We start from the raw sequence: 22,958 nt of genomic DNA, 5'->3' as shown, positions 1-22,958 counted from the left end.
GGGAATTACCTGCTTATTCTTCGCTGGTGTGCACTTTACGGTGCAGGATCGCCTGGAATTCATCGGCGAAGGTGTAGTAACGGCCGATCAACGTTTCGCTGGTGGCAGCAAAGCGGTTGTAGGCGATTACTGCGGGGATAGCGGCGAACAGGCCGATCGCGGTGGCGATCAGGGCTTCGGCAATACCTGGGGCCACGGTGGCCAGGGTCGCTTGCTGGGCCTGGGCCAGGCCACGGAAGGAGTTCATGATCCCCCACACGGTACCGAACAGGCCGATGTACGGGCTGACCGAACCAACGGTGGCGAGGAACGGCAGGCTCTGCTCCAGCTTCTCTTCTTCACGGGAGATGGCCACGCGCATGGCACGTGCCACGCCTTCCATCACGGCTTCCGGATCAACACCCGGCTGCTGGCGCAGGCGCGAGAACTCCTTGAAACCGGCACGGAAGATCTGCTCCACGCCCGAATCCGGGTCCGGGTTGCTGCCGGCCTGGCGGTACAGCTTGGACAGGTCGATACCCGACCAGAAGCGCTCTTCGAAGCTCTCCAGGGCACGTCGACCGGCGCGCAGCAGGTTGCTGCGCTGAAAAATCATGACCCAAGAGGTAACCGATGCGGCTACCAGGGTCAGCATGACCAGTTGAACCACAACACTGGCATTGCTGACCAGGCTCCACATGGAGGAATGGTCGACGACGGTAGGTTCCACGCTAAATCTCCTGCTTTGATTGTTTACCCGCGCCGCTCACGGCGGCAAAGGCCGCACGTAGAGTTTCGGGAATGGCCCGAGGTTTCAAACTGTTGGTGCGCACACACGCCACCAGGAACTGCCCCTCACAGAGCAGCGTTGCATCCGTTGCCCGCCTGACCTGTTGCTTGAAACGCAGGCTGGCACGGTTCAATTCGATTACTTCAGCGCTGACCAGCAGTTCATCGTCCAACCGCGCCGGCGCGTGATACCGCGCCTCGCTGGAATGCACGACGAACAACAGGTCCTCCCCTGCCAGCTCGGATTGGGCAAAGCCCAGCTCCCGTAGCCGCTCGGTTCGAGCCCGCTCCATGAACTTGAGGTAATTGACGTAATACACGATGCCGCCAGCATCGGTGTCCTCGTAATAAACGCGACAGCGATGTGCGAACGACTGATCCCCGTTTTGCGCGCGCATACTCTAGTGCTTACTCCTCAGGTTGCCAATCCGGCTGGGCAACTGTTTTTTCATCCACCGAAACATTTCCAGTGACTGAATGACGACGCCAGCCACTAGGACAGCACAAACATCGAATAAATCGACTTGCGTGAAGCTTTTAATCGTCCACTGCATCGAGGAATTCGTCTACCACAGGCATCTCACCCAATCGTGACGGAATGTTTAACCCGAAGTGCAGATACGCATGCCGCGTCACCACCCGGCCCCTCGGCGTACGCATGATGTAGCCCTGCTGGATCAGGTACGGCTCCAGCACATCCTCGATGGTGTGGCGCTCTTCACTGATGGCCGCCGCCAGGCTGTCGACCCCCACCGGGCCACCGTCGAACTTCTCGATCATGGTCAAGAGTAGACGCCGGTCCTGATGATCGAAGCCATGCTCGTCCACATCCAGCAGGTTCAAGGCCAGGTCGGCCACGGCCTTGGTGATATGCCCCTTGGCACGCACTTCGGCAAAGTCACGCACGCGGCGCAGCAGGCGGTTGGCGATCCGTGGCGTGCCGCGGGCCCTGCGGGCGATTTCAAACGCGCCTTCCGGGTCCAGCGGCAGGCCGAGAATGCTCGCCGAACGGCTGACAATGGTCGCCAGGTCTGCGGTGCTATAGAACTCCAGACGTTGAACAATGCCGAAACGGTCTCGCAGCGGGTTGGTCAGCATCCCGGCACGGGTGGTCGCGCCGACCAGTGTGAACGGCGGCAGGTCGAGCTTGATCGAGCGAGCTGCCGGGCCTTCGCCGATCATGATGTCGAGCTGGAAGTCCTCCATCGCGGGGTACAGCACTTCCTCGACGATCGGCGACAGCCGGTGAATCTCGTCGATGAACAGCACATCGTGGGGCTCAAGATTGGTCAGCAATGCCGCCAGGTCGCCTGGGCGCTCCAGCACCGGGCCGGAGGTGGACTTGATCGACACGCCCATCTCCTGGGCAATGATGTTGGCCAGGGTGGTCTTGCCGAGCCCCGGCGGGCCGAAGATCAAGGTGTGGTCCAGGGACTCGCTGCGCCCGCGCGCTGCCTGGATGAACAGCTCCATCTGCTCGCGCACGGTGGGCTGGCCGATATAGTCGGCCAGGCTCAGGGGGCGGATGGCGCGGTCCTGGATTTCTTCACGGTCACGGGGGCCAGTGGCCGCGATCAGACGATCAGCTTCAATCACTTAAATCATTCCCTTCAGGGCGCGGCGGATCATGTCTTCACTGCTCAAGTTCTTGTCCTTGATGGCCGATACGGCCTTGCTGGCTTCCTGCGGCTTGTAGCCCAGGGAAATCAGCGCGCTGACCGCATCACTTTCGGCGCTGGCGACCTGGCCCGCCGGCATATCCGGTTGGTTCGGCACCAGGGCAAACATGCTCGGCACCACTTCCCAGGCTTTAAAGCGGTCCTTGAGCTCCACCAGCAGGCGCTCGGCCGTCTTCTTGCCGACCCCCGGGACCTTGGTCAGCGCCGAGGCGTCCTGGGCTGAAACGGCACGCACCAGCTCATCCACTTCCAGGCTCGACATCAATGCCAGGGCCAGTTTAGGCCCCACGCCATTGAGGCGAATCAGCTCGCGGAAGAAGTCGCGGTCGCGCTTGCCAATGAAACCATAGAGTAGTTGCGCGTCTTCGCGCACCACCAGATGGGTGTGCAGCGTCAGCGGCTCACCGACCGACGGTAGGCGATACAGGGTGGTCATGGGCACTTCCAGCTCATACCCCAGCCCGTTTACATCCAGAATCAGGTGCGGCGGCTGTTTTTCAGCCAGGGTGCCGCGCAAGCGTCCAATCACGGTTCAGATCCTTAAAGCTTGGGGTCAGAGCATGGCCTGACCGGAAATAACGATTGCGCTGATGCTATCAGAGACGCAGGCGCCCGCCACGACTGCGTGCCGTACCGAGGCCGTGGGGCAGCAGGCTGGAACGGGTATGCGCGTGGCAAATCGCAATAGCCAGGGCGTCCGAGGCGTCGATCTGCGGCTTGGCGGTGAGCTTGAGCATGTGCATGACCATCATCTGCACCTGCTCTTTATTGGCCGCACCGGTACCCACCACGGCCTGCTTGACCTGGGTCGCGGTGTATTCGGCGATTTCCATGCCCTCCTCCGCACCGGCGACGATGGCGGCGCCCCGGGCCTGGCCGAGCTTGAGGGCCGAGTCGGCATTCTTGGCCATGAAGACCTTTTCGATGCCCATGGTCACCGGCCCATAGGTCTGGATCACTTCACGCACGCCGCGATAGACGATCTGCAAGCGCTCGGCCAGCTCGCCCGCGCCGGTACGAATGCACCCCGATGCAACGTAGATGCAGCCACGTGGCGTCTGCTGCACCACGCCAAAACCGGTGATGCGCGAGCCGGGGTCGATACCTAGGATTAAAGTCATAACGCCTGCGGGTTGGATTTACAGCGGTATGTGCCAGGCACACATCGTGTGTAACAGCATAGAACCCTGTGGGCGCTGGCTTGCCTGCGATGCGCGCGCCTCGGTGTGTCAGTGGCACCGCGGTGATGCTTTCGCAGGCAAGCCAGCGCCTACACTGGATTTTCTTGGATCTTAAGAGAGCTGTTCGGCTACTGATTCAGGGATGTCGGCATTGGAGTACACGTTCTGCACGTCATCCAGGTCTTCGAGCATATCCAGCAGCTTCAACACTTTCTGCGCACCGTCCAGGTCCAGCTCGGCGCTGGTGGTCGGCAACATCACGATTTCCGCGTCGGTACCCTTGAAGCCAGCAGCCTCCAGTGCGTTACGCACGGCATAGAAGCCAGCGAAGGAGGTGAACACGTCGATGGAGCCGTCTTCGTTGCTCACCACGTCGTCGGCATCCGCCTCCATGGCAGCCTCGATCAACGCATCTTCGTCCACACCCGGCGCGAAGGATATCTGCCCCTTGCGCTCGAACAGGTAGGCCACTGAGCCATCAGTGCCCAGGTTGCCGCCGCACTTGCTGAACGCATGGCGCACGGCAGCAGCAGTCCGGTTGCGGTTGTCGGTCATGCACTCGACCATGACCGCCACGCCGCCCGGGCCGTAGCCTTCGTAGGTCAGCTCGACCATGTCGTCGGTATCGGCGGCACCGGCGCCACGGGCCACCGCACGATCAATGATGTCGCGGCTCATGTTGGCGCCCAGCGCCTTGTCCAGCGCCAGGCGCAGGCGCGGGTTGGAACCTGGGTCACCGCCGCCCTGGCGGGCAGCGACGGTCAGCTCGCGGATCCACTTGGTGAAGATCTTGCCTTTCTTGGCATCCTGACGCTCTTTGCGGTGCTTGATGTTCGCCCACTTGGAATGGCCAGCCATAACACAACTCCGAAATTCTGTAGAAACCTTATCAACCCCACCCCAGGTGGGATACAACCCTTGTAACGCAAAGGCGCATCCGAAGATGCGCCTTTTTAGACTGCGTAAACCTCAGTGCGCTTTCACGCAGCGGCCTTACTCAGCCTTCGGCGTCTCGCGCAGACGGATGTGCAATTCGCGCAGAGCCTTGGCATCCACTACACCTGGAGCCTGGGTCATGACGTCCGCAGCACTCTGGGTTTTCGGGAAGGCAATCACTTCACGGATCGACTGGGCGCCGGTCATCAGCATCACCAGGCGGTCCAGGCCGAAGGCCAGGCCACCGTGCGGCGGCGCGCCGTATTTCAGGGCGTCGAGCAGGAAGCCGAATTTCTCTTCCTGTTCCGCTTCGTTGATGCCCAACAGGCGGAACACCGCTTGCTGCATCTCTTTGCGGTGGATACGGATCGAACCGCCACCCAGCTCGGTGCCGTTCAACACCATGTCGTAAGCGCGCGACAACGCGCCTGCCGGGTTGGCTTCCAACTCTTCAGGCGAGCACTTCGGCGCAGTGAACGGGTGGTGCAAGGCGCTGAAGCTGCCGTCGTCGTTCTCTTCGAACATAGGGAAGTCGACAACCCACATCGGTGCCCACTTGCAGGTCAGCAGGTCCAGGTCGTGGCCCAGCTTGATCCGCAGCGCGCCCAGGGCTTCGCTGACGATCTTGGCTTTGTCGGCACCGAAGAACACGATGTCGCCGTCGACCGCGCCGACGCGATCGAGGATCGCGTTGAGGTTGTCCAGCGGAATGTTTTTCACGATCGGCGATTGCAGGCCGTCAACGCCATTGGCGCGCTCGTTGACCTTGATGTACGCCAGGCCCTTGGCGCCGTAGATGCCGACGAACTTGGTGTAGTCGTCGATCTGCTTGCGCGGCATGCTCGCGCCGCCAGGCACGCGCAGGGCGGCGATACGGCATTTAGGGTCGTTGGCCGGGCCGCTGAACACCTTGAAGTCGACTTCCTTGAGCTGGTCGGCCACGTCCACCAGTTCCAGCGGGATACGCAGGTCGGGCTTGTCGGAACCGTAGCGGCGCATGGCCTCTTCGAAGGTCATGTGCGGGAACTCGCCGAACTCCAGGTCCAGCACTTCCTTGAACAGGTTGCGGATCATTTGCTCGGTCAGGCCCATGATCTCTTTTTCATCGAGGAAGCTGGTCTCGATGTCGATCTGGGTGAATTCCGGCTGGCGGTCGGCGCGCAGGTCTTCGTCACGGAAGCACTTGGCGATCTGGTAGTAGCGGTCGAAGCCGGCGACCATCAGCAGTTGCTTGAACAGCTGTGGCGATTGCGGCAGGGCGAAGAACGAACCCGCGTGGGTACGGCTCGGCACCAGGTAGTCACGCGCACCTTCCGGGGTAGCCCGGGTCAGGATTGGCGTTTCGACGTCAAGGAAGCCGTTTTCGTCGAGGAAGCGGCGGATGCTGGTGGTCATACGCGAACGCAGGCGCAGCTTCTCGGCCATTTCCGGACGACGCAGGTCCAGGAAGCGGTAGCGCAGGCGGGTTTCTTCGCCGACGTCGGAGTATTCGTTGAGTGGGAACGGCGGGGTTTCCGACTCGTTCAGCACTTCCAGTTCGTAGCCCAGCACTTCGATAGCGCCGGAGGCCATGTTCGCGTTCACGGCACCGGCCGGACGCAGGCGAACCTTGCCAGTGATCTTGACGACGTACTCGCTGCGCACGCGGTCGGCGGCGGCGAAGCTCTCGGCGCGGTCCGGGTCGAACACCACCTGGGCCAGACCATCACGATCACGGATATCGAGGAAGATCACCCCGCCGTGGTCGCGGCGACGGTGAACCCATCCGCAAAGGGTGATTTCCTGACCATCCAGGGTCTCGTTCAGTTGGCCGCAATAGTGGCTGCGCATCATGGTAGTGGTTTCACTTCTCGTAATTCGAAATTCGGTGGAGGCCTGCCTCGTCACCGTACATTTAAGCAGGGGACGGATAATGCAGGAGCCTGCGCATGCAGTTCAACTCAGTCTGCTTTGTCGCCGCCGGCCAGATTCTTCTTCGAGCCGGTCTTGAAATCAGTCTCGTACCAGCCGCTGCCGCTCAGGCGGAAGCCCGGCATGGACAACATCTTCTTGAGCTCTGGCGCCTTGCAGGCCGGGCAATCGACCAGCGGCGCGGCGCTGATCTTCTGAATGGCTTCCAACTGATGACCACAGGAAGCACATTGATAGTCGTACATGGGCATGGAGATGTCTCGGCGATCAGAACGTTACTGCGCCACGCCTGCCCCAGGGATAAAGCCCCGGCATGCGCAGCAAAGCGCGGGATTATATCTGGTAAATCGAGGCAGCGCAGCCGGCTTTCTGACCAGGGCCCTGCCCACCTCGACGGCAGGCCAGCCCCGGCGCCGGCCGATTACTCAGGGTTCGGCGTACTCACCCGGCCTTTCAAGGCGTGAACGACACACACCACCCTGACCAATCCGCTGAAGTTCTTCACCCCGCCATGGCGCAAGTGCACTTCCCGATCGACATAAGACAGCAACGCACTGACCGAGCAGGCGTTGATCCTGGCTATTTCCGCCAGGATGTTCCAATACACCTGCTCAAGTCGCAGGCAAGTGGAAAACCCATTGAGGCGCACCGACCGGGACAATGGCTTGGCCAGCCCCATATCAAACCCCTTCGCAAAGGGGTCGACCGTTATCCTGTGAAAACCGCCGGTTTCCATTACTCCGTTACCCACTCCACGTGACATACACCTGACACTCCATTGCCAAACAGCAGCCCACGGGTTCTCCCATTGGGCAGTGGCCCTATAAAACAGCAGGCAGAGACAGGCAGCCAGAAGACGCGGAGTTGATCGACGTAGGACAACGCCAGGAAATGCACGGAAACAAGCGAGCGGCGCCAGGACGGCGCCACTCAAGGCGGGCGTTTATTGGTTTTCGAGCAGGGAACGCAGCATCCACGCGGTTTTTTCGTGAACCTGCATACGCTGGGTCAACAGATCGGCAGTCGGTTCATCGCTGACTTTGTCCAGCAACGGGAAGATACCGCGCGCGGTGCGCGTGACCGCTTCCTGACCCGCCACCAGCTGCTTGATCATCTCTTCGGCACTGGGCACACCTTCTTCTTCCTTGATCGAAGACAGGCGCGCGTAGATCGAATAGGCGCCCGGCGCCGGGAAGCCCAGGGCACGGATACGCTCGGCAATGGAGTCCACCGCCAGCGCCAGCTCGTTGTACTGCTCTTCGAACATCAAGTGCAGCGTACGGAACATCGGCCCCGTGACGTTCCAATGGAAGTTGTGGGTCTTCAGGTACAGTACATAGGTATCGGAAAGCAGTCGCGAAAGCCCGTCGACGATAGATTTACGATCTTCTTCACTGATACCGATATCGATTGCCATGTTTATCCCCTTCAATTGACAAGCATTCATTGATCAGGTGCAGCTCCACTCTAGCAAGAGTACCGGTGGTGCGCAGCCCGACACGCCCAGGTGAGGTGCGGCAAATCGCCCCTGCGTAACCTGCCAGCCAGTGCTGCGCAAGCCTTCGCACGCATCGGGAAAACTTCCCCGCACGCCGCTTGAAAACCCTGCACCTGTCTAGGACAAGCGTTTGACGCAGAAATGCCATGCCCCTTGCAACACCCGGAAATGCTTGATTTGAGTAGGCACAGCCTTTGCTGTTAAATAGGCGGCGTGTCGCTGCCGTTAATTTCCGCGGCAGCCGGCATAGGCTGATACCCGCGCACGTGCCCAACGCCTCCCATTGTTCAGAAGCGAACCGTGCCAGTCAGCTCTTCCTTGTGATCCGTCTTAACGTGAGTTAATCAAAATGTTGAAAATCGTCCACCTGCTAACGGGCGTTGCAGCTTTGCTGCTGTCCTTTATACCGAGCTTGCAACAGGGAAGCCCTCCCTACCTGGAACAACACGACGCTCTGTACCTGGCCTTGTTCGGCCTTCTTAACCTGACGCTGGCACCGGTGATCCCTTACTGGAACAAAGGCACTCGTCATCAACTGCAAAACCTGGTCAGCGCGCTGCTGGTTCTGACCGTTGTCGTACAAACCCTCACCCTCCTGGCACCTATGCCTGAAGTGGGCGGCCACCCGGCCATCCTGCTCAGCCTGGTGATTGCTGTGGTCGCCATCGTTCTTCACCTGGCCATCAGCTTCTACCGTTCGTCCCCGGCGGCCGCGTCGCAAACTTATGACATGACCAATCGGGATACCGGTACCGTCAAGTGGTTCAATACGTCCAAAGGCTTCGGCTTTATTTCCCGCGATTCGGGCGACGATATCTTCGTCCACTTCCGGGCTATTCGCGGTGAAGGCCATCGCGTCCTGGTGGAAGGCCAGCGCGTGGAGTTCTCCGTGATGAATCGCGATAAAGGCCTGCAAGCCGAAGACGTGATCGCTGCCCTGCCGCGTCGCTGATTCCAGCCTTCGCAGCAAAAAAAACCGCGATCCAGCGTTGACTGGATCGCGGTTTTTTATTGCCGGCTATTTAGTAGTGAGGCGGCGGCGCTTCTTCTTCCGAGGTTTCGAACTGCCCGCCCATTTCTTCCTGGCGCTTGAGCAGCGCGGTCATCTGCAACTGCAGGCGTTCGACGGCCCGCTGCTGGGTGACGAGGATGTCATTGAGGGTCTCGATGGTGTCGTCCTGGAAGGCCAGGCGGCTTTCCAGGTCGGTGACGCGGTCTTGCAGGTCCATGGTTCAGCCCTGGGTAAAGATGAAGTCGGCGGGCAACAGCTCGCGCAGGCGGGTGCGGATAGCGGCGACCTGCTCTGCAGTATAAGGCTGCGCCGGATGCTTGCCCCATACCGGCGCAGGCCAGGCGGCATCATCGCGTTTGCGCACGATCACATGCACGTGCAACTGGCTGACCACATTGCCGAGGGCGCCGATGTTCATCTTGTCGGCGTTCAAGCCCTCATTGAGCAACTGCGCCAACGCCGTGGTTTCCTGCCATAGACGCTGCTGGTCGGCGACATCCAGTTGAAACACTTCGCTGATACCGTTGATGCGTGGCACCAGGATGAACCACGGGTAGTTGGAATCATTGGACAGCAGCAGGCGGCAGAGCGGGAAGTCCCCAATGGCCAGTGTGTCTTGTTGCAGGCGTTGATCTAAGGCGAACACGCGGGCACTCCGTTTTTGCAGGTCGATTTCAGACGCCCAGCATACCTTCGAATGCTCAAGGCTTCACGGCGAATGCGGCGAGCCGCGATGCAAGTGGAGAAAAATACGCACCCTTTCGAGGCAGCCAGATATTTGAGCTACGCTAATCCGGGCCTGAGCGGGATGCACCAAAATGACCCACTTGTGCATCAAAGGGATCCGCCGATTACCCACTCATGGGGGTGAACCGGTAACGTTTTGCCCGGACCGGGTGTTTTTGTGCCTTCTCACAGGTGTTACACCAAAGCGTCAAGGCCAAACAAAACGACGTAAAAAGCCCGTGCTTATGCGGTTTTTACACGGCCATAACGTTTTTCACGAAAAAATGACATTCGGTTACCGCTTTGTGCACGCTTGTTGCATTCACACCCACATCGTCGGCAACGGCACCCGTTTGGAAGCAGGTGTTTCGCGATAAAAACACAAGCGTTTCAATACGCATCAAGGAAGACTTCAAACTTTGAAACGGGTTTGAAAACAGTATTGAAGTTGTCAGTCCGGCTACAGGTGGACTGTGAATTTGCGACACGGAGATAGCAATTTACGACAGCCTCGTAAAGAAGCTGAAAGGATAGATGGGCAAGTATCGTCAATAGAGTCTGCGTGATATAACTTTGCGCCGACACAAAAAAGAAAGAGCCGCCCAGATAAAAATACAGGTGGGACGGCAGTACTCTTCCTAAACCAAAGGAGCAAATCACGATGCGCGTGATGAAGTGGAGCATGATCGCCCTGGCTGTTTCAGCAGGCACCTCGCAGTTCGCAATGGCCTCTTCCCAGGACGACGCCAAGGGCTTTGTTGAAGACAGCACTTTCAGCATTAATACTCGCGCGCTGTATTTCAGCCGTGACTTCCGCAACAACCCGTCGGGCCCAGACTCCCAGAGCCGCGCTGAAGAATCCGGCCTGGGCTTCAATGCCCTGTACCAATCGGGCTTCACCCAAGGCACCATCGGTGTCGGTGTTGACGTGATTGGCCTGTTGGGCGTCAAGCTCGACAGCGGCAAAGGCCGCGCAGGCACTGGTCTGTTCCCAACCGGTTCCGATGGTCGCTCGCAAGACGACTACTCCAAAGGCGGCGGCGCGGTTAAATTCCGTATCTCCGATACTGTCCTGAAAATCGGTGACCAGTACACCACAGCCCCTGTATTCGCGTCTGACGACAGCCGCTTGCTGCCAGAGCTGCCACAAGGTATCTCGATCACCAGCAACGAAATCAAGGGCCTGAAGCTGGAAGGCGGTCACTTCACTTCCAGCATCGCTCAGAACCAGACCTACCATGACAGCCTGGGCCTGACCAAAACCGACTTCGTCGGCGGCGTGTACTCTTTCACTCCTGAGTTCACCGGTAGCCTGTACTACGCGAAAACCGAAGATTACTTCCGCAAGTACTACAGCAACCTGAACTGGACCCACGCCCTGAGCAACGACCAATCGTTCGCCTTGGACTTCAACATCTACGACACCAAGAGCGAAGGCGAAGGCCTGCAACGTGCTTCCAAGGACAGCGCTCTGCCGTTCGCAGAACGCACCAAGCTCGACAACCGCGCGTTCAGCCTGCAGGGTGCGTACACCATCGGTGCACACACCTTCACCCTGGCAGCCCAGAAAGTCACCGGCGACGGCGACTACGGCTACGGCGTAGATGGCGGCGGCACTGTGTTCCTGGCCAACTCCATCGCTCGTTCCGACTTCAACGCCGAAGGCGAGAAGTCCTACCAGGCGCGTTACGACATCAACATGGCAACCTTTGGCATTCCTGGCCTGAGCTTCATGACTCGTTACGTAACCGGTAGCGGCGCCAACACCGCCACCACCTCGAACGGCAAAGAGTGGGAACGCGACATCGAAGCCAAATACGTGATCCAGAATGGTCCAGCCAAAGACCTGAGCTTGCGTCTGCGTCAAGCCACTTATCGCTCCGGCGATGGTGTGTACTACGGCTCGCCTTCGATCGACGAACTGCGTCTGATCGCGCAATACCCGCTGAACATCCTGTAATTGTCGGTTTAATTACAACGATGACTTAAGGCTTCGGCCTTAAACTAAAAAAGCCGCTCCCCTGCTTTGCACGGGAGCGGCTTTTTTATTTCAGTTTAGTTACAGCACCCAAATAACTAGCAAGCTAACTAACGAGATTACGCTGACACGTTTAACCTGACCTTTCGGCCAAGTTAAACCCGCCCTCTTACTTCGTCGGCGTTTCCTGCATCACGCGAATAACCCGCTGTGGAAACGGAATATCAATATTCGCCGCCTTCAAACGGTCGCGTGCCATTTCATTAAGCATAAACACCACGTCCCAATAATCCGCGGTCTTGGTCCAGCAACGCAGGGACACGGTGATCGAACTGTCACCCAGGGTCGACACTACGGCCGCCGCCGCCGGATCCGCCAGTACGCGTGGATCTTTTGCCAGCTCCAGCAACACTTCGCGGGCTTTCTGCAGGTCCGCGTCATAATCCACACCCACGTCGAACACCACCTTGCGGGTTGGCTGACGGTTGGTGTTGGTGATGATGCCGTTGGACAGGATGCCGTTCGGGACGATCACCGTCTTGTTGTCGCCGGTCCGCAGCACCGTGTGGAAGATCTGGATGCTGTCGACGGTACCCGAGGTCCCTTGGGCTTCGATCCAGTCACCAATGCGGAACGGGCGGAACAACAGGATCAGGACGCCGCCGGCAAAGTTCGCCAGGCTGCCTTGCAATGCCAGGCCGATAGCCAGGGTAGCGGCACCAATCGCGGCGACGAACGAGGTGGTCGCTACGCCGATCATCGAAGCCACGCTGACAATCAGCATCACCTTCAGCGCAATGTTCGCCAGGCTGGTGATGAAGTGCTGCAAGGCCAGGTCGGCGTTACGGATGGCCAGCAAGCGCCCCACTCGGTGGGTCAGGCGGTTGATCAGCCACCAGCCGATGGCCAGGGTGATCACGGCCAGCAACACGCGGCTGCCGTATTCCATAATCATCGGGATCCAAGACTGCGAGGTCTTGATCAAGTGATCCAGTTCAGCATTCAAATCCATCTACATTCTCCTGGTTACCGGATGTTCGGCGTAGTGAGTGCCCAAAATGCAATTGAGCCCCGGAGGGCTCAAGAGTAGGCGCAGGTTCTGGGGCGTGGGACGTCAAAAACCCCCGCAGGTTCCCCAAGGGGCCATCAGTCGCGGAAGTTATTGAACTGCAGCGGCATATCGAAGGTTTTCGCACGCAAGGCAGCAATCGCCTCTTGCAAGTCATCCCGCTTCTTGCCGGTAACGCGTACCTGTTCGCCCTGGATGGCGGCCTGGACTTTGAGCTTGGCATCCTTGATATGCGCAACGATCTTCTTCGCCAGCTCCTTGTCGATGCCTTCCTTGAGCACGGCTTCCTGCTTCATCAGCTTGCCGGAGGCGTAGGCGTCCTTGACTTCAAGGCACTGCACGTCGATCTTGCGCTTGACCAGGGCCAGCTTGAGGATCTCGATCATCGCTTCCAGCTGGAAATCGGCTTCAGCGGTCAGGTTGACGGTCAGTTCCTTTTCCTTGAATTCGAAGCTGCCCTTGCCTTTCAAGTCATAGCGACGGTCCAGCTCCTTGACGGCGTTCTCGACGGCGTTGGTGACTTCGTGTTTGTCCAGTTCGGATACCACGTCGAACGAAGGCATGTCATATCTCCAATATAAGGGGCGGGCTCAGTAGAGATGGAGCGCGCCCGAGCTAAAATGCCGGGGCATTATAGCGGTTCTTTCGTCCCGTTCACTGTGAGCGATCCTACGGAGCAAAAACTGATGTCGACCACCTGGCATATTCTCGGCGCCGGCAGCCTGGGCACACTCTGGGCCACCCGACTGGCGCGCGCCGGCGTGCCCGTGCGGTTGATTCTGCGTGATGAAGCACGCCTGGCGAGCTATCAGTCGAGCAAAGGGCTGACCCTGGTGGAACACGGCGTAGCACATACCTATCCAGTAAGCGCAGAAACGCCCCACAGTCCGGAGCCGATTCATCGTCTGCTGGTGGCGTGCAAGGCCTACGACGCCCACAGCGCCATCGCACAGCTGCAGCACCGACTGGCACCCGACGCTGAGCTGATCCTGCTGCAGAACGGCCTCGGCAGCCAGGACGCGGTGGCCGCGCAACTGCCCCAGGCGCGCTGTATCTTTGCCTCCAGCACCGAGGGCGCATTCCGCGATGGCGACTGGCGCGTGGTGTTCGCCGGCCACGGCTACACCTGGCTGGGCGACGTGAGCCAGCCGACCCCGCCGCTGTGGCTGGATGACCTGCACGCTGCCGGCATCCCCCACGAATGGAGCACCGACATTCTTACGCGCCTGTGGCGCAAACTGGCGCTCAATTGCGCGATCAACCCGCTGACTGTGCTGTACCAGTGCCGCAACGGCGAACTGCAGAGCCATCAATGTGAAGTCGCAACCTTGTGCGCCGAACTCGGCGAACTGCTCGAATGCTGCGGCCAACCGGCTGCCGCGCTGGACCTGCAGCACGAAGTCGAGCGCGTGATCCAGGCCACCGCCGCGAATTACTCCTCCATGTACCAGGACGTGGCCAACGGGCGCCGTACCGAAATCAGCTTTTTGTTGGGCTATGCTTGCCAGGCGGCAACACGTCACCAGTTGAACCTGCCCCATGTGCAACAACTGCAGGTACGCCTGGTCGACCAGTTGCTTGCACGCGGATTGCCCCGCGACTGAGCCACGCGCTACCCTGCCCGCCTGTCTATCACCTGGGAAAACCCTGATGCCGCTGCGCCAGCGTCTAGAAAACCTACCGGTCGGGCAGAAACTGCTCGCCGCCTTGCTGGTGTTGCTGACCACCGTATTGCTGGTGGCCAACCTGACCTTTATCAGCGCCGCCTATTGGATCTCGCAGGAAAGCATGGCGCCCCAGGCCCTGCAGGCCATCGGCCGGCTGGTGTCCAACCCGGCCCTCGCCGCCGAGGCTCTCGAATCTCCCGCTAAAGCCGACGCGCTGCTGAATGAGCTGACCAGCTATTCGCCGTTGCGCGCCGCGGCGCTGTACGACGGCGAGGGCAACCGCCTGGCGCAGATGCAACACGGCGACCGCCTGCACCTGCCGGACAATTACCGGCATATCGAGGCCTGGCGGGTGACTGAATTTCGCAGTAACCAGATCATCACCCTGCCCCGCGCGGGCCAGCCATCAGGGCATCTGCTGCTGGTGGCCAGCAGCGAACTGCCGGTGGCCTTCTACACCGGCACGCTGACAGCCAGCCTGGGTATCCTGATTTTCAGCGTGCTGCTGTGGCTGGTCATCGCCCGGCAAATCAAACGCCTGATCACCCGGCCGATCCATGAACTGGAAGAACTCTCACGCCAGGTCACCCGCGAAGAGAACTACGCCCTGCGCGCCGGGCGCGGCAACCATGATGAAATCGGCAGCCTCGCCGAAGCCTTCAACACCATGCTGTCGCGCATCGAAGCCCGCGAGCAACAGCTCAAGCGCGCGCGCGACGACTCCCAAGCCGCGTACGATCAGGCACAGGGCCTGGCCGAAGAGACACGCCACACCAACCGCAAGCTCGAGCTGGAAGTCCAGGTTCGCAGCAAGATCGAGAAAAAACTCACAGGCTTTCAGAATTATCTGAATAGCATCATCGACTCGATGCCCTCGGCGCTGATCGCCCTGGACGAGCAGCTCTACGTCACGCAGTGGAACCAGGAAGCCAGCGCGCTCTCCGGCACGCGCCTGGATGAAGCCTTGAACCAGCCGATCTACCTGGCCTTCCAACCGCTCAAGCCGTACCTGCCGCAGATCAAGGCCACGGTCGAACAACACACGGTGGAGCGCATCGAACGCGTCACCTGGATCAAGGACGACGAGCCCAAGCATTACGCCCTGACCTTTTACCCGCTGACCGGCGGTGCCGGGCGCGGCGTGGTGATCCGTATCGACGACATCACCCAGCGCCTGTCCCTGGAAGAAATGATGGTGCAGTCGGAGAAGATGCTTTCCGTGGGTGGCCTGGCTGCCGGCATGGCCCACGAAATCAACAACCCGCTGGGGGCAATCCTGCACAACGTGCAGAACATTCGCCGCCGGCTGTCATCCGATCTCCCCAAGAACCTGGAGCATGCCGAACAGGTGGGCATCGAGCTGGAGATGGTCAATCGCTACCTGCAAAGTCGCGAAGTGCCGCAACTGCTCGACGGCATCCAGCAAGCCGGGGCGCGGGCGGCGAAGATCGTCACCCACATGCTCAGCTTCAGCCGCCGCAGCAACCGACAGATGGCGCCTTGCGATCTACCGGCGCTGATCGACCAGGCGGTGGAAATTGCCGGCAACGACTTCGACCTGACCATCGGCTTCGACTTCAAGGGCCAGGCCATCATCCGCCAGTTCGACCCGCAACTGGGTCCGGTACCCGGCACGGCCAACGAGCTGGAACAAGTGCTGCTCAACCTGCTGAAGAACGCCGCCCAGGCCATTCACCTGCGCGAAGACGACAGCGAGCCGGGGCGCATCATCCTGCGCACGCGCCTCAACCCGCCGTGGGCGGAGATCCAGGTCGAAGACAACGGCATCGGCATGAGCGAAAACGTGCGCAAACGGACCTTCGAGCCGTTCTTCACCACCAAGGAAATCGGCCAGGGCACCGGGCTTGGGCTGTCAGTGTCATATTTCATCATCACCAACAACCACAAGGGCCAGATGGAAGTGCACTCCACCCTCGGCCAAGGCACCTGTTTCACCCTGCGCCTGCCCTTGGCCGGCAGCCAACTGCCACCTTACGAACTAACCGAACTGGAGCACTGACCATGGGCTTTCGCCTGTCGAAGATCTACACCCGCACTGGCGACAAGGGCGAGACCGGCCTCGGCGATGGCCGCCGCGTGCCCAAGGACCATCCGCGCGTGGAGGCGATTGGCGAAGTCGATACGCTCAACAGCCAGCTGGGTTTGCTCCTCGCCAGCCTGGAAGAGCAAAGCGGCCAGCACCCGGCGCTCAAGGAGGTGATCGAGGTGCTGAGCCCGTGTCAACATCGCCTGTTTGACCTGGGCGGTGAACTGGCCATGCCGGTGTACAAGGCGCTGAATGCAGCAGAGGTGGATCGGCTGGAAGCAGCGATCGATCGCTGGAACGAGGAAGTCGGGCCGCTGGAAAACTTTATCTTGCCCGGTGGCTCGGCGTTGATCGCTCAGGCCCACGTGTGCCGTAGCCTGGCGCGCAGCGCGGAGCGGCGGTGTCAGCATCTGAATGCGATGGAGCCGCTGGAGGGGGTGGGTTTGGCGTATATCAATCGGCTGTCGGATTTGCTGTTTGTGGCAGCGAGGATAATCGCCAAGCGCCAGGGGGTAGCCGAGATTCTGTGGCAGGCTGCGGCGAAACCACACTGATGATTATTTAGCGCCTGATTGGGCCCTGTCGCCGGCAAGCCCGCTCCCACATTTGAATGCATTCCAGCGTTGGAATCCGATTGAATGTAGGAGCGGGCTTGCTCGCGAAGAGGCCCGTCAGAACAGCATCAAACCTGCGGCCAGAACGCCCGAATCCCAGCCACACCCTGAGCCCCGGCTTCCCAAGCCTGTTCCCGCTCCGCAGGCCCTACCCCGCCCAGCAGAAACACCGGCTTGCTGAACCCACGGATCAACTCTGCCGCCTGCTCCCAACCCAAAGGCTGGGCATCAGGATGCGTCTGCGTCGGCTGCACGGGCGACAGCGTGACAAAATCCACGTCCATCATTTCTGCCAGCGCCAACTCTTCGGCGTTGTGGCACGAGGCTGCCAACCAGCGATCCTTCGGCAGTGGCCGCCCCTTACTGGCGTACTTGCGCAGCTGCGCCGAGGTCATGTGCCAACCGGCTGCAGGGAAATCCCCCAGCCATTCAAATGGACCCTTGAGCATCAGTTGCGCCTTGCCCGCACACAGGCCCACCGCATCCACCGCCAGATCACGGTATTTAGGGTCGTAGCCGTTGGGTGCACGCAATTGAATCAGCTTGATGCCGCCAGCGATGGCTTTCTGGATGCCGCGCAGCAACGTCGGGGTTTCCAGCTCGCCCGGGGTGATCAGGTACTCGGCCGGCAAGCGCGCAGCAGCCACGATGGGCGCGTTCGCTGCGGGAAACTCATAGTTGAGCAAATCCCGCGGGGCCACCCACTCCAGCGGTTGCCCTTCGGCACCATGAGGCTCGCCGGTAAACGCCGAGACATCCCAGACATCCAGCAACACCTGCTTGTCCGGGTAATCATGCTGCACCTTGATCAGCGGCCGCGCCGCGGTGACCTGGATACCCAGCTCTTCCTGCAATTCGCGCGACAGCGCGGTGGCGACCGACTCATCGGCCTCCACCTTGCCCCCGGGAAACTCCCAGAGGCCGCCCTGATGCTGGGTATCGGCACGGCGCGCGAGCAGGATCCTGCCATCGACACCGCGGATCACCGCTGCTGCTACATGCACTCGTTTCACCGCGCTTTCCTCTTTGCTATCAGGTGCGGTATTCCGCATTGATCTTCACGTACTCGTGGGACAGGTCGGTGGTCCAGATGGTTTCGCTGCACGCGCCGCGCCCCAACTCGATACGGATCGTGATTTCTTCCTGCTGCATCACCGCCGAGCCCTGGGCTTCGGTGTAGGTTTCGGCGCGGGCGCCACGGCTGGCAATGCACACGTCGCCGAGGAACACGTCGATCTTGCTCACGTCCAGGTCCGGCACGCCGGCACGGCCGACGGCGGCGAGGATCCGGCCCCAGTTCGGGTCGGAAGCGAACAGCGCAGTCTTGATCAGCGGCGAGTGGGCCACGGTGTAGCCGACATCCAGGCATTCCTGGTGGTTGCCACCGCCGTTGACTTCAACTGTCACGAACTTGGTCGCACCCTCACCGTCGCGCACGATGGCCTGGGCCACGTCCATGCACACTTCGAACACGGCCTGCTTCAGGGCAGCGAACAGCGGGCCTTCGGTAGAGGTGATTTCCGGCAGGTTGGCCTGGCCGGTGGCAATCAGCATGCAGCAGTCGTTGGTCGAGGTATCGCCATCGATGGTGATGCGGTTGAACGACTTGTTGGCGCCGTCCAGCATCAGGCGCTGCAGCACGTCGCGGGAGACTTTGGCGTCGGTGGCGATGTAGCCGAGCATGGTGGCCATGTTCGGGCGAATCATGCCTGCACCCTTGCTGATGCCGGTCACGGTGACGGTCACGCCATCGTGCACGAACTGGCGACTGGCGCCTTTTGGCAGGGTGTCGGTGGTCATGATGCCGGTCGCCGCCGCGGCCCAGTTATCCACAGACAGGTCGTCCAGCGCGGCTTGCAGGGCGCCTTCGATTTTTTCCACCGGCAGCGGCTCGCCGATCACACCAGTGGAGTACGGCAGCACCTGGCTGGCATCCACGCCGGTCAACTGAGCCAGCTTGGCGCAGGTACGTGCAGCGGCCACCAGGCCCGGCTCGCCGGTACCGGCGTTGGCATTCCCGGTGTTGGTCAGCAGGTAACGGATCGGGCCGGCAACGCGTTGCTTGGCCAGGATCACCGGTGCAGCGCAAAAGGCGTTGAGGGTGAATACACCCGCGACAGTCGAGCCTTCGGCACAGCGCATCACCACTACATCCTTGCGCCCTGGGCGCTTGATGCCGGCCGAAGCGATACCAAGCTCAAAACCGGCAACCGGGTGCAATGTGGGCAAAGGACCAAGACCAACAGCCATGAATGCGCTCCTTAAAAATAGGTGATGTCTGTGCCGTCGCGATCGACGGTGAAATTAATGGCAAAACGCCGCGACGGCAAAAGCCGGTCGCGGCGCGAGGTGTTGCAGCGTCAGGCAAAAATCTTAGTTGATTTCGCCGTGGCAGTGTTTGAACTTCTTGCCCGAACCGCACCAGCACAGCTCATTGCGGCCCAGCTTCTGCTCGTTGCGCACCGGGGTTTGAGCCAGGGCCACATCGACCTCTTCGCCCAATACCTCAGGGGCTTCCAGGCCCGGTGCTTCGTCGTGCTGGAACTGCATGCGCGCCGCCAGTGCCTCGGCTTCCTGACGCAGGCGAGCTTCTTCCTCGATCGGGTCTTCGCGACGCACCTGAACGTGGGACAGCACGCGAATCGAATCGCGCTTGATCGAATCCAGCAGCTCGGAGAACAGCGTGAACGACTCGCGCTTGTACTCCTGCTTCGGGTTCTTCTGGGCGTAGCCACGCAGGTGGATACCGTGACGCAGGTGATCCATGGTCGACAGGTGGTCTTTCCACAGGTCGTCCAGCACGCGCAGAACGATTTGCTTCTCGAAGGTGCGCAGTGCTTCGGCACTCGCCTGCTCTTCTTTCTCGTTGTACGCGGCCAGCAATTCGGCCATCAGTTTTTCGCGCAGGGTTTCTTCATACAGGTGATCGTCTTCGTCGAGCCACTGCTGGACCGGCAAGTCGACACCGAAGTCGCTCTTCAACGCCGCTTCCAGGCCGGCGACATCCCACTGCTCAGGCAGCGATTGTGGCGGGATGTGTGCGCTGACGGTGGCGTTGAGCACGTCCTGGCGGAAATCGGCAATGGTCTCGCCAATGTTGTCGGCGGCCAGCAACGTGTTACGCATGTGATAAATCACTTTACGCTGTTCGTTGTTGACGTCATCGAACTCGAGCAGCTGCTTGCGAATGTCGAAGTTGCGACCTTCAACCTTGCGCTGGGCTTTCTCGATGGCGTTGGTCACCATGCGGTGCTCGATCGCTTCACCGGACTGCATGCCCAGGGCCTTCATGAAGTTCTTTACCCGGTCCGAGGCGAAGATACGCATCAGGCTGTCTTCCAGGGACAGGTAGAAGCGGCTGGAACCGGCGTCACCCTGACGGCCGGCACGACCACGCAGCTGGTTGTCGATACGACGCGATTCGTGACGTTCGGACGCGATCACCTGCAAGCCACCGGATTCCAGTACGGCCTGATGACGTTTCTGCCAGTCAGCCTTGATCTGGGCGATTTGCTCAGGGGTCGGGTTGTCCAGCGAGGCCACTTCCACTTCCCAGTTGCCGCCCAACAGAATGTCGGTACCACGACCGGCCATGTTGGTGGCGATGGTCAGTGCGCCTGGGCGACCGGCCTGGGCGATGATCTCGGCTTCTTTTTCGTGGAACTTGGCGTTGAGGACCTTGTGCTCGATGCCTTCCTTGTTAAGCAGGTTGGACACGTGCTCGGAAGTCTCGATGGTGGCGGTACCCACCAGGATCGGACGACCCTGGGCCATGCCGTCCTTGATGTCGTTGATGATTGCCGCGTACTTCTCTTCGGCAGTCAGGAACACCAGGTCGTTGAAGTCTTTACGCGCCAGAGGCTTGTTCGGCGGAATGACCATGACGGCCAGGTTGTAGATCTGGTGGAACTCGAACGCTTCGGTGTCAGCCGTACCGGTCATGCCGGACAGTTTGTTGTACAGACGGAAGTAGTTCTGGAAGGTGGTGGACGCCAACGTCTGGCTTTCGGCCTGGATGTTGAGGTTTTCCTTCGCTTCGATGGCCTGGTGCAGGCCCTCGGACAGGCGACGACCCGGCATGGTACGACCGGTGTGTTCGTCGACCAGCACAACCTGGCCGTCCTGGACGATGTACTCGACGTTGCGATGGAACAGCTTGTGGGCGCGCAGGCCGGCATACACGTGGGTCAACAGGCCCAGGTTGTGTGCCGAGTACAGGCTTTCACCCTCGGCCAGCTCACCGATCTGGGTCAGCATCTCTTCGACGAACTGGTGACCGGCTTCGTTGAGCTCGACCTGGCGGGTCTTCTCGTCGATGCTGAAGTGACCTTCTTTGGTCACCACGCCTTCCACTTCCTCGATGTGCTGCTCCAGGCGCGGGATCAACTTGTTGATCTCGGTGTACAGGCGCGAGCTGTCTTCGGCCTGGCCGGAGATGATCAGTGGGGTACGGGCTTCGTCGATGAGGATGGAGTCGACTTCGTCGATCACGGCAAAGTTGAGTTCGCGCTGGAATTTTTCTTCCATGCTGAACGCCATGTTGTCGCGCAGGTAGTCGAAACCGAATTCGTTGTTGGTACCGTAGGTGATGTCGGCAGCGTAGGCGGCGCGCTTCTCTTCCGGCGGCTGGAACGGCGTTACCACGCCGACGGTCAGGCCGAGGAATTCATACAGCGGGCGCATCCAGTTGGCGTCCCGGCGAGCAAGGTAGTCGTTCACCGTCACAACGTGCACGCCCTTGCCGGACAGTGCGTTGAGGTAAACGCCCAGGGTTGCCACCAGGGTCTTGCCTTCACCGGTACGCATTTCGGCAATCATGCCTTCATGCAAGGTCATGCCGCCGATCAACTGGACGTCGAAGTGGCGCATGCCCATGACACGCTTACCGGCTTCACGGGCAACCGCAAAGGCTTCGGGAAGCAGCTTGTCGAGGGTTTCACCTTTGGCTATGCGGGCCTTGAACTCTTCGGTCTTGGCGCGCAATTGCTCGTCCGAAAGGGCAACCATCTGCTCTTCGAAGGCATTGACCAGCTGCACCGTCTTGAGCATGCGTTTGACTTCGCGCTCATTCTTGCTTCCAAAAAGTTTCTTTAACAAAGGCGCAAACATATCGGCAGGTTCTTCCACACATAGGGATGGAGGGCGCACCGTCAGTGGCCCGAGCAGCCCTCACGGCCGCATGCGAACGCGCATTCTACCCGGATTCGTGGGTGAGGAAAGTGGCGTTGTTCCCCGATGCTGGCATGGGGCTGTGAGAGGGCTTGTTTAAAATAAGGGCTTTTGGCGGAACTTCAACCCATCGGATGCAGAAGTTACCTATTGATTTGCCGGGCACGGCCCCGGCGATGCATTGCCTGGGGGCGTGCAGACGCTTTCTGCTAAGATGGCGGCTCTGTTACTTAAGGTGTCTAATCATGGCATTTCGCCCTCTTACAGCCCGCGCTCCCGGCGTGTTGCTTCGCGAAGCCAAGCCGTTGAAAGCCATCTTTGGCCACGCGCAACGCTTGGGCCATTTGCAACGCCTGCTCGAAAGCCAACTGCAACCGGCCGCACGTGAACATTGTCATGTGGCGTCCTGGCGTGAAGGCAATTTGCTTTTAATCGTCACTGACGGCCATTGGGCGACCCGTTTGCGCTATCAGCAAAAACGCCTGCAGCGTCAATTGATGGCGTTTGATGAGTTCGCCAGCCTGATGCGCATCCAGTTCAAGGTGCAACCGCCCACCGTCCAGCAAGGCGCGGTGGGGCATACCATGGATTTGTCGGCCAATGCCGCCGAAACCATTCAAGCAACGGCCGACGGCATCAGCGACCCGGGCCTGCGCGCAGCGCTTGAGCGCCTGGCCGCCCACGCCAAGCCCAAGGCCTGAGC

General features: G+C 60.2%; 23 protein-coding genes. 6 read left to right on the top strand and 17 right to left on the bottom strand.

Going from position 1 to position 22,958, the window contains the following annotated elements; translation table 11 throughout:
* Positions 1-13 precede the first annotated feature (13 nt).
* From tolQ to NTD80_RS27065, 10 genes are all read right to left on the bottom strand, one after another.
* Positions 14-709, bottom strand: a complete 696-nt coding sequence (tolQ, locus tag NTD80_RS27110; protein WP_015885609.1) for a protein TolQ — start codon at positions 707-709, stop codon at positions 14-16.
* A 1-nt stretch (position 710) separates the two neighbouring features.
* Positions 711-1,166 (bottom strand): tol-pal system-associated acyl-CoA thioesterase, encoded by a 456-nt coding sequence (gene ybgC, locus NTD80_RS27105; protein ID WP_065908849.1) that lies wholly within the window; start codon positions 1,164-1,166, stop codon positions 711-713.
* A gap of 139 nt (positions 1,167-1,305) precedes the next feature.
* Positions 1,306-2,364, bottom strand: a complete 1,059-nt coding sequence (gene ruvB / locus NTD80_RS27100) for a Holliday junction branch migration DNA helicase RuvB (protein WP_065908846.1) — start codon at positions 2,362-2,364, stop codon at positions 1,306-1,308.
* On the bottom strand, positions 2,365-2,976 hold the full coding sequence (gene ruvA, locus NTD80_RS27095; RefSeq protein WP_262135550.1) for a Holliday junction branch migration protein RuvA: 612 nt from the start codon (positions 2,974-2,976) through the stop codon (positions 2,365-2,367).
* Positions 2,977-3,043: 67 nt separating this feature from the next.
* Complete coding sequence (gene ruvC, locus NTD80_RS27090; RefSeq protein WP_065908840.1) at positions 3,044-3,568, bottom strand: crossover junction endodeoxyribonuclease RuvC; 525 nt, start codon at positions 3,566-3,568, stop codon at positions 3,044-3,046.
* Positions 3,569-3,739: 171 nt separating this feature from the next.
* Positions 3,740-4,486 carry a YebC/PmpR family DNA-binding transcriptional regulator gene (locus NTD80_RS27085; RefSeq protein ID WP_065908837.1) on the bottom strand — a complete coding sequence of 249 codons (747 nt, stop codon included), beginning with the start codon at positions 4,484-4,486 and terminating at the stop codon, positions 3,740-3,742.
* A 135-nt stretch (positions 4,487-4,621) separates the two neighbouring features.
* Positions 4,622-6,397, bottom strand: a complete 1,776-nt coding sequence (gene aspS / locus NTD80_RS27080; protein WP_056858570.1) for an aspartate--tRNA ligase — start codon at positions 6,395-6,397, stop codon at positions 4,622-4,624.
* A 107-nt stretch (positions 6,398-6,504) separates the two neighbouring features.
* On the bottom strand, positions 6,505-6,726 hold the full coding sequence (locus tag NTD80_RS27075; protein ID WP_048727052.1) for an FmdB family zinc ribbon protein: 222 nt from the start codon (positions 6,724-6,726) through the stop codon (positions 6,505-6,507).
* A gap of 170 nt (positions 6,727-6,896) precedes the next feature.
* Complete coding sequence (locus tag NTD80_RS27070; protein WP_106802745.1) at positions 6,897-7,238, bottom strand: ribbon-helix-helix domain-containing protein; 342 nt, start codon at positions 7,236-7,238, stop codon at positions 6,897-6,899.
* Between the two features lie 180 nt (positions 7,239-7,418).
* Positions 7,419-7,892, bottom strand: a complete 474-nt coding sequence (locus NTD80_RS27065) for a Dps family protein (protein ID WP_003193874.1) — start codon at positions 7,890-7,892, stop codon at positions 7,419-7,421.
* A gap of 430 nt (positions 7,893-8,322) precedes the next feature.
* On the opposite strand from NTD80_RS27065, the gene NTD80_RS31265 reads away from it, so the two are divergent.
* The gene (locus tag NTD80_RS31265) at positions 8,323-8,925 is read left to right on the top strand and encodes a cold-shock protein (RefSeq protein WP_065908829.1); all 603 of its coding nucleotides are present in this window, start codon (positions 8,323-8,325) and stop codon (positions 8,923-8,925) included.
* A gap of 70 nt (positions 8,926-8,995) precedes the next feature.
* Here NTD80_RS31265 and NTD80_RS27055 read toward each other — a convergent pair whose 3' ends face one another.
* Together NTD80_RS27055 and NTD80_RS27050 are read right to left on the bottom strand one after the other, a co-directional pair.
* Positions 8,996-9,202: a SlyX family protein gene (locus tag NTD80_RS27055; RefSeq protein WP_015885618.1), complete on the bottom strand. Its 207-nt coding sequence runs from the start codon at positions 9,200-9,202 to the stop codon at positions 8,996-8,998.
* Between the two features lie 3 nt (positions 9,203-9,205).
* Entirely contained in the window at positions 9,206-9,631 is a 426-nt protein-coding gene (locus NTD80_RS27050) for an HIT domain-containing protein (protein ID WP_065908824.1), read from the bottom strand.
* A 741-nt stretch (positions 9,632-10,372) separates the two neighbouring features.
* Between NTD80_RS27050 and NTD80_RS27045 the strand changes: the two genes are divergently transcribed.
* Positions 10,373-11,671 carry an OprD family porin gene (locus tag NTD80_RS27045; protein ID WP_262135549.1) on the top strand — a complete coding sequence of 433 codons (1,299 nt, stop codon included), beginning with the start codon at positions 10,373-10,375 and terminating at the stop codon, positions 11,669-11,671.
* Positions 11,672-11,858: 187 nt separating this feature from the next.
* Here NTD80_RS27045 and NTD80_RS27040 read toward each other — a convergent pair whose 3' ends face one another.
* Both NTD80_RS27040 and NTD80_RS27035 read right to left on the bottom strand, forming a co-directional pair.
* A complete protein-coding gene (locus NTD80_RS27040; protein WP_065908820.1) occupies positions 11,859-12,701 on the bottom strand; it encodes a mechanosensitive ion channel family protein in 843 nt (280 codons plus the stop codon).
* A 134-nt stretch (positions 12,702-12,835) separates the two neighbouring features.
* Positions 12,836-13,321, bottom strand: coding sequence for a YajQ family cyclic di-GMP-binding protein (locus NTD80_RS27035; RefSeq protein WP_003193880.1), 486 nt, complete (start codon positions 13,319-13,321; stop codon positions 12,836-12,838).
* 123 nt (positions 13,322-13,444) lie between these two features.
* Here NTD80_RS27035 and NTD80_RS27030 point away from each other — a divergent pair, with 123 nt between their 5' ends.
* Genes NTD80_RS27030 through NTD80_RS27020 form a run of 3 tightly spaced genes read left to right on the top strand, consistent with a single transcriptional unit; the run spans position 13,445 to position 17,026 of the window.
* Complete coding sequence (locus NTD80_RS27030) at positions 13,445-14,362, top strand: putative 2-dehydropantoate 2-reductase (protein ID WP_262135548.1); 918 nt, start codon at positions 13,445-13,447, stop codon at positions 14,360-14,362.
* 46 nt (positions 14,363-14,408) lie between these two features.
* The gene (locus NTD80_RS27025) at positions 14,409-16,445 is read left to right on the top strand and encodes a sensor histidine kinase (protein ID WP_262135547.1); all 2,037 of its coding nucleotides are present in this window, start codon (positions 14,409-14,411) and stop codon (positions 16,443-16,445) included.
* A 2-nt stretch (positions 16,446-16,447) separates the two neighbouring features.
* On the top strand, positions 16,448-17,026 hold the full coding sequence (locus NTD80_RS27020; RefSeq protein WP_065908812.1) for a cob(I)yrinic acid a,c-diamide adenosyltransferase: 579 nt from the start codon (positions 16,448-16,450) through the stop codon (positions 17,024-17,026).
* Between the two features lie 128 nt (positions 17,027-17,154).
* Here NTD80_RS27020 and NTD80_RS27015 read toward each other — a convergent pair whose 3' ends face one another.
* The 3 genes from NTD80_RS27015 to secA form a co-directional block, all read right to left on the bottom strand.
* Complete coding sequence (locus NTD80_RS27015; protein WP_262135546.1) at positions 17,155-18,099, bottom strand: Nudix family hydrolase; 945 nt, start codon at positions 18,097-18,099, stop codon at positions 17,155-17,157.
* Positions 18,100-18,118: 19 nt separating this feature from the next.
* Positions 18,119-19,336 (bottom strand): bifunctional glutamate N-acetyltransferase/amino-acid acetyltransferase ArgJ, encoded by a 1,218-nt coding sequence (gene argJ / locus NTD80_RS27010; protein ID WP_106802738.1) that lies wholly within the window; start codon positions 19,334-19,336, stop codon positions 18,119-18,121.
* Positions 19,337-19,459: 123 nt separating this feature from the next.
* Complete coding sequence (gene secA, locus NTD80_RS27005; RefSeq protein WP_065908805.1) at positions 19,460-22,195, bottom strand: preprotein translocase subunit SecA; 2,736 nt, start codon at positions 22,193-22,195, stop codon at positions 19,460-19,462.
* Positions 22,196-22,500: 305 nt separating this feature from the next.
* On the opposite strand from secA, the gene NTD80_RS27000 reads away from it, so the two are divergent.
* Positions 22,501-22,956, top strand: coding sequence for a DUF721 domain-containing protein (locus tag NTD80_RS27000; protein WP_065908804.1), 456 nt, complete (start codon positions 22,501-22,503; stop codon positions 22,954-22,956).
* Positions 22,957-22,958 lie beyond the last annotated feature (2 nt).

The sequence above is a fragment of the Pseudomonas sp. 13B_2.1_Bac1 genome (assembly GCF_025466155.1).
In the GTDB taxonomy this organism is placed as follows: domain Bacteria; phylum Pseudomonadota; class Gammaproteobacteria; order Pseudomonadales; family Pseudomonadaceae; genus Aquipseudomonas; species Aquipseudomonas aylmerensis.
This window is presented reverse-complemented; position numbering and strand designations above follow the sequence as displayed.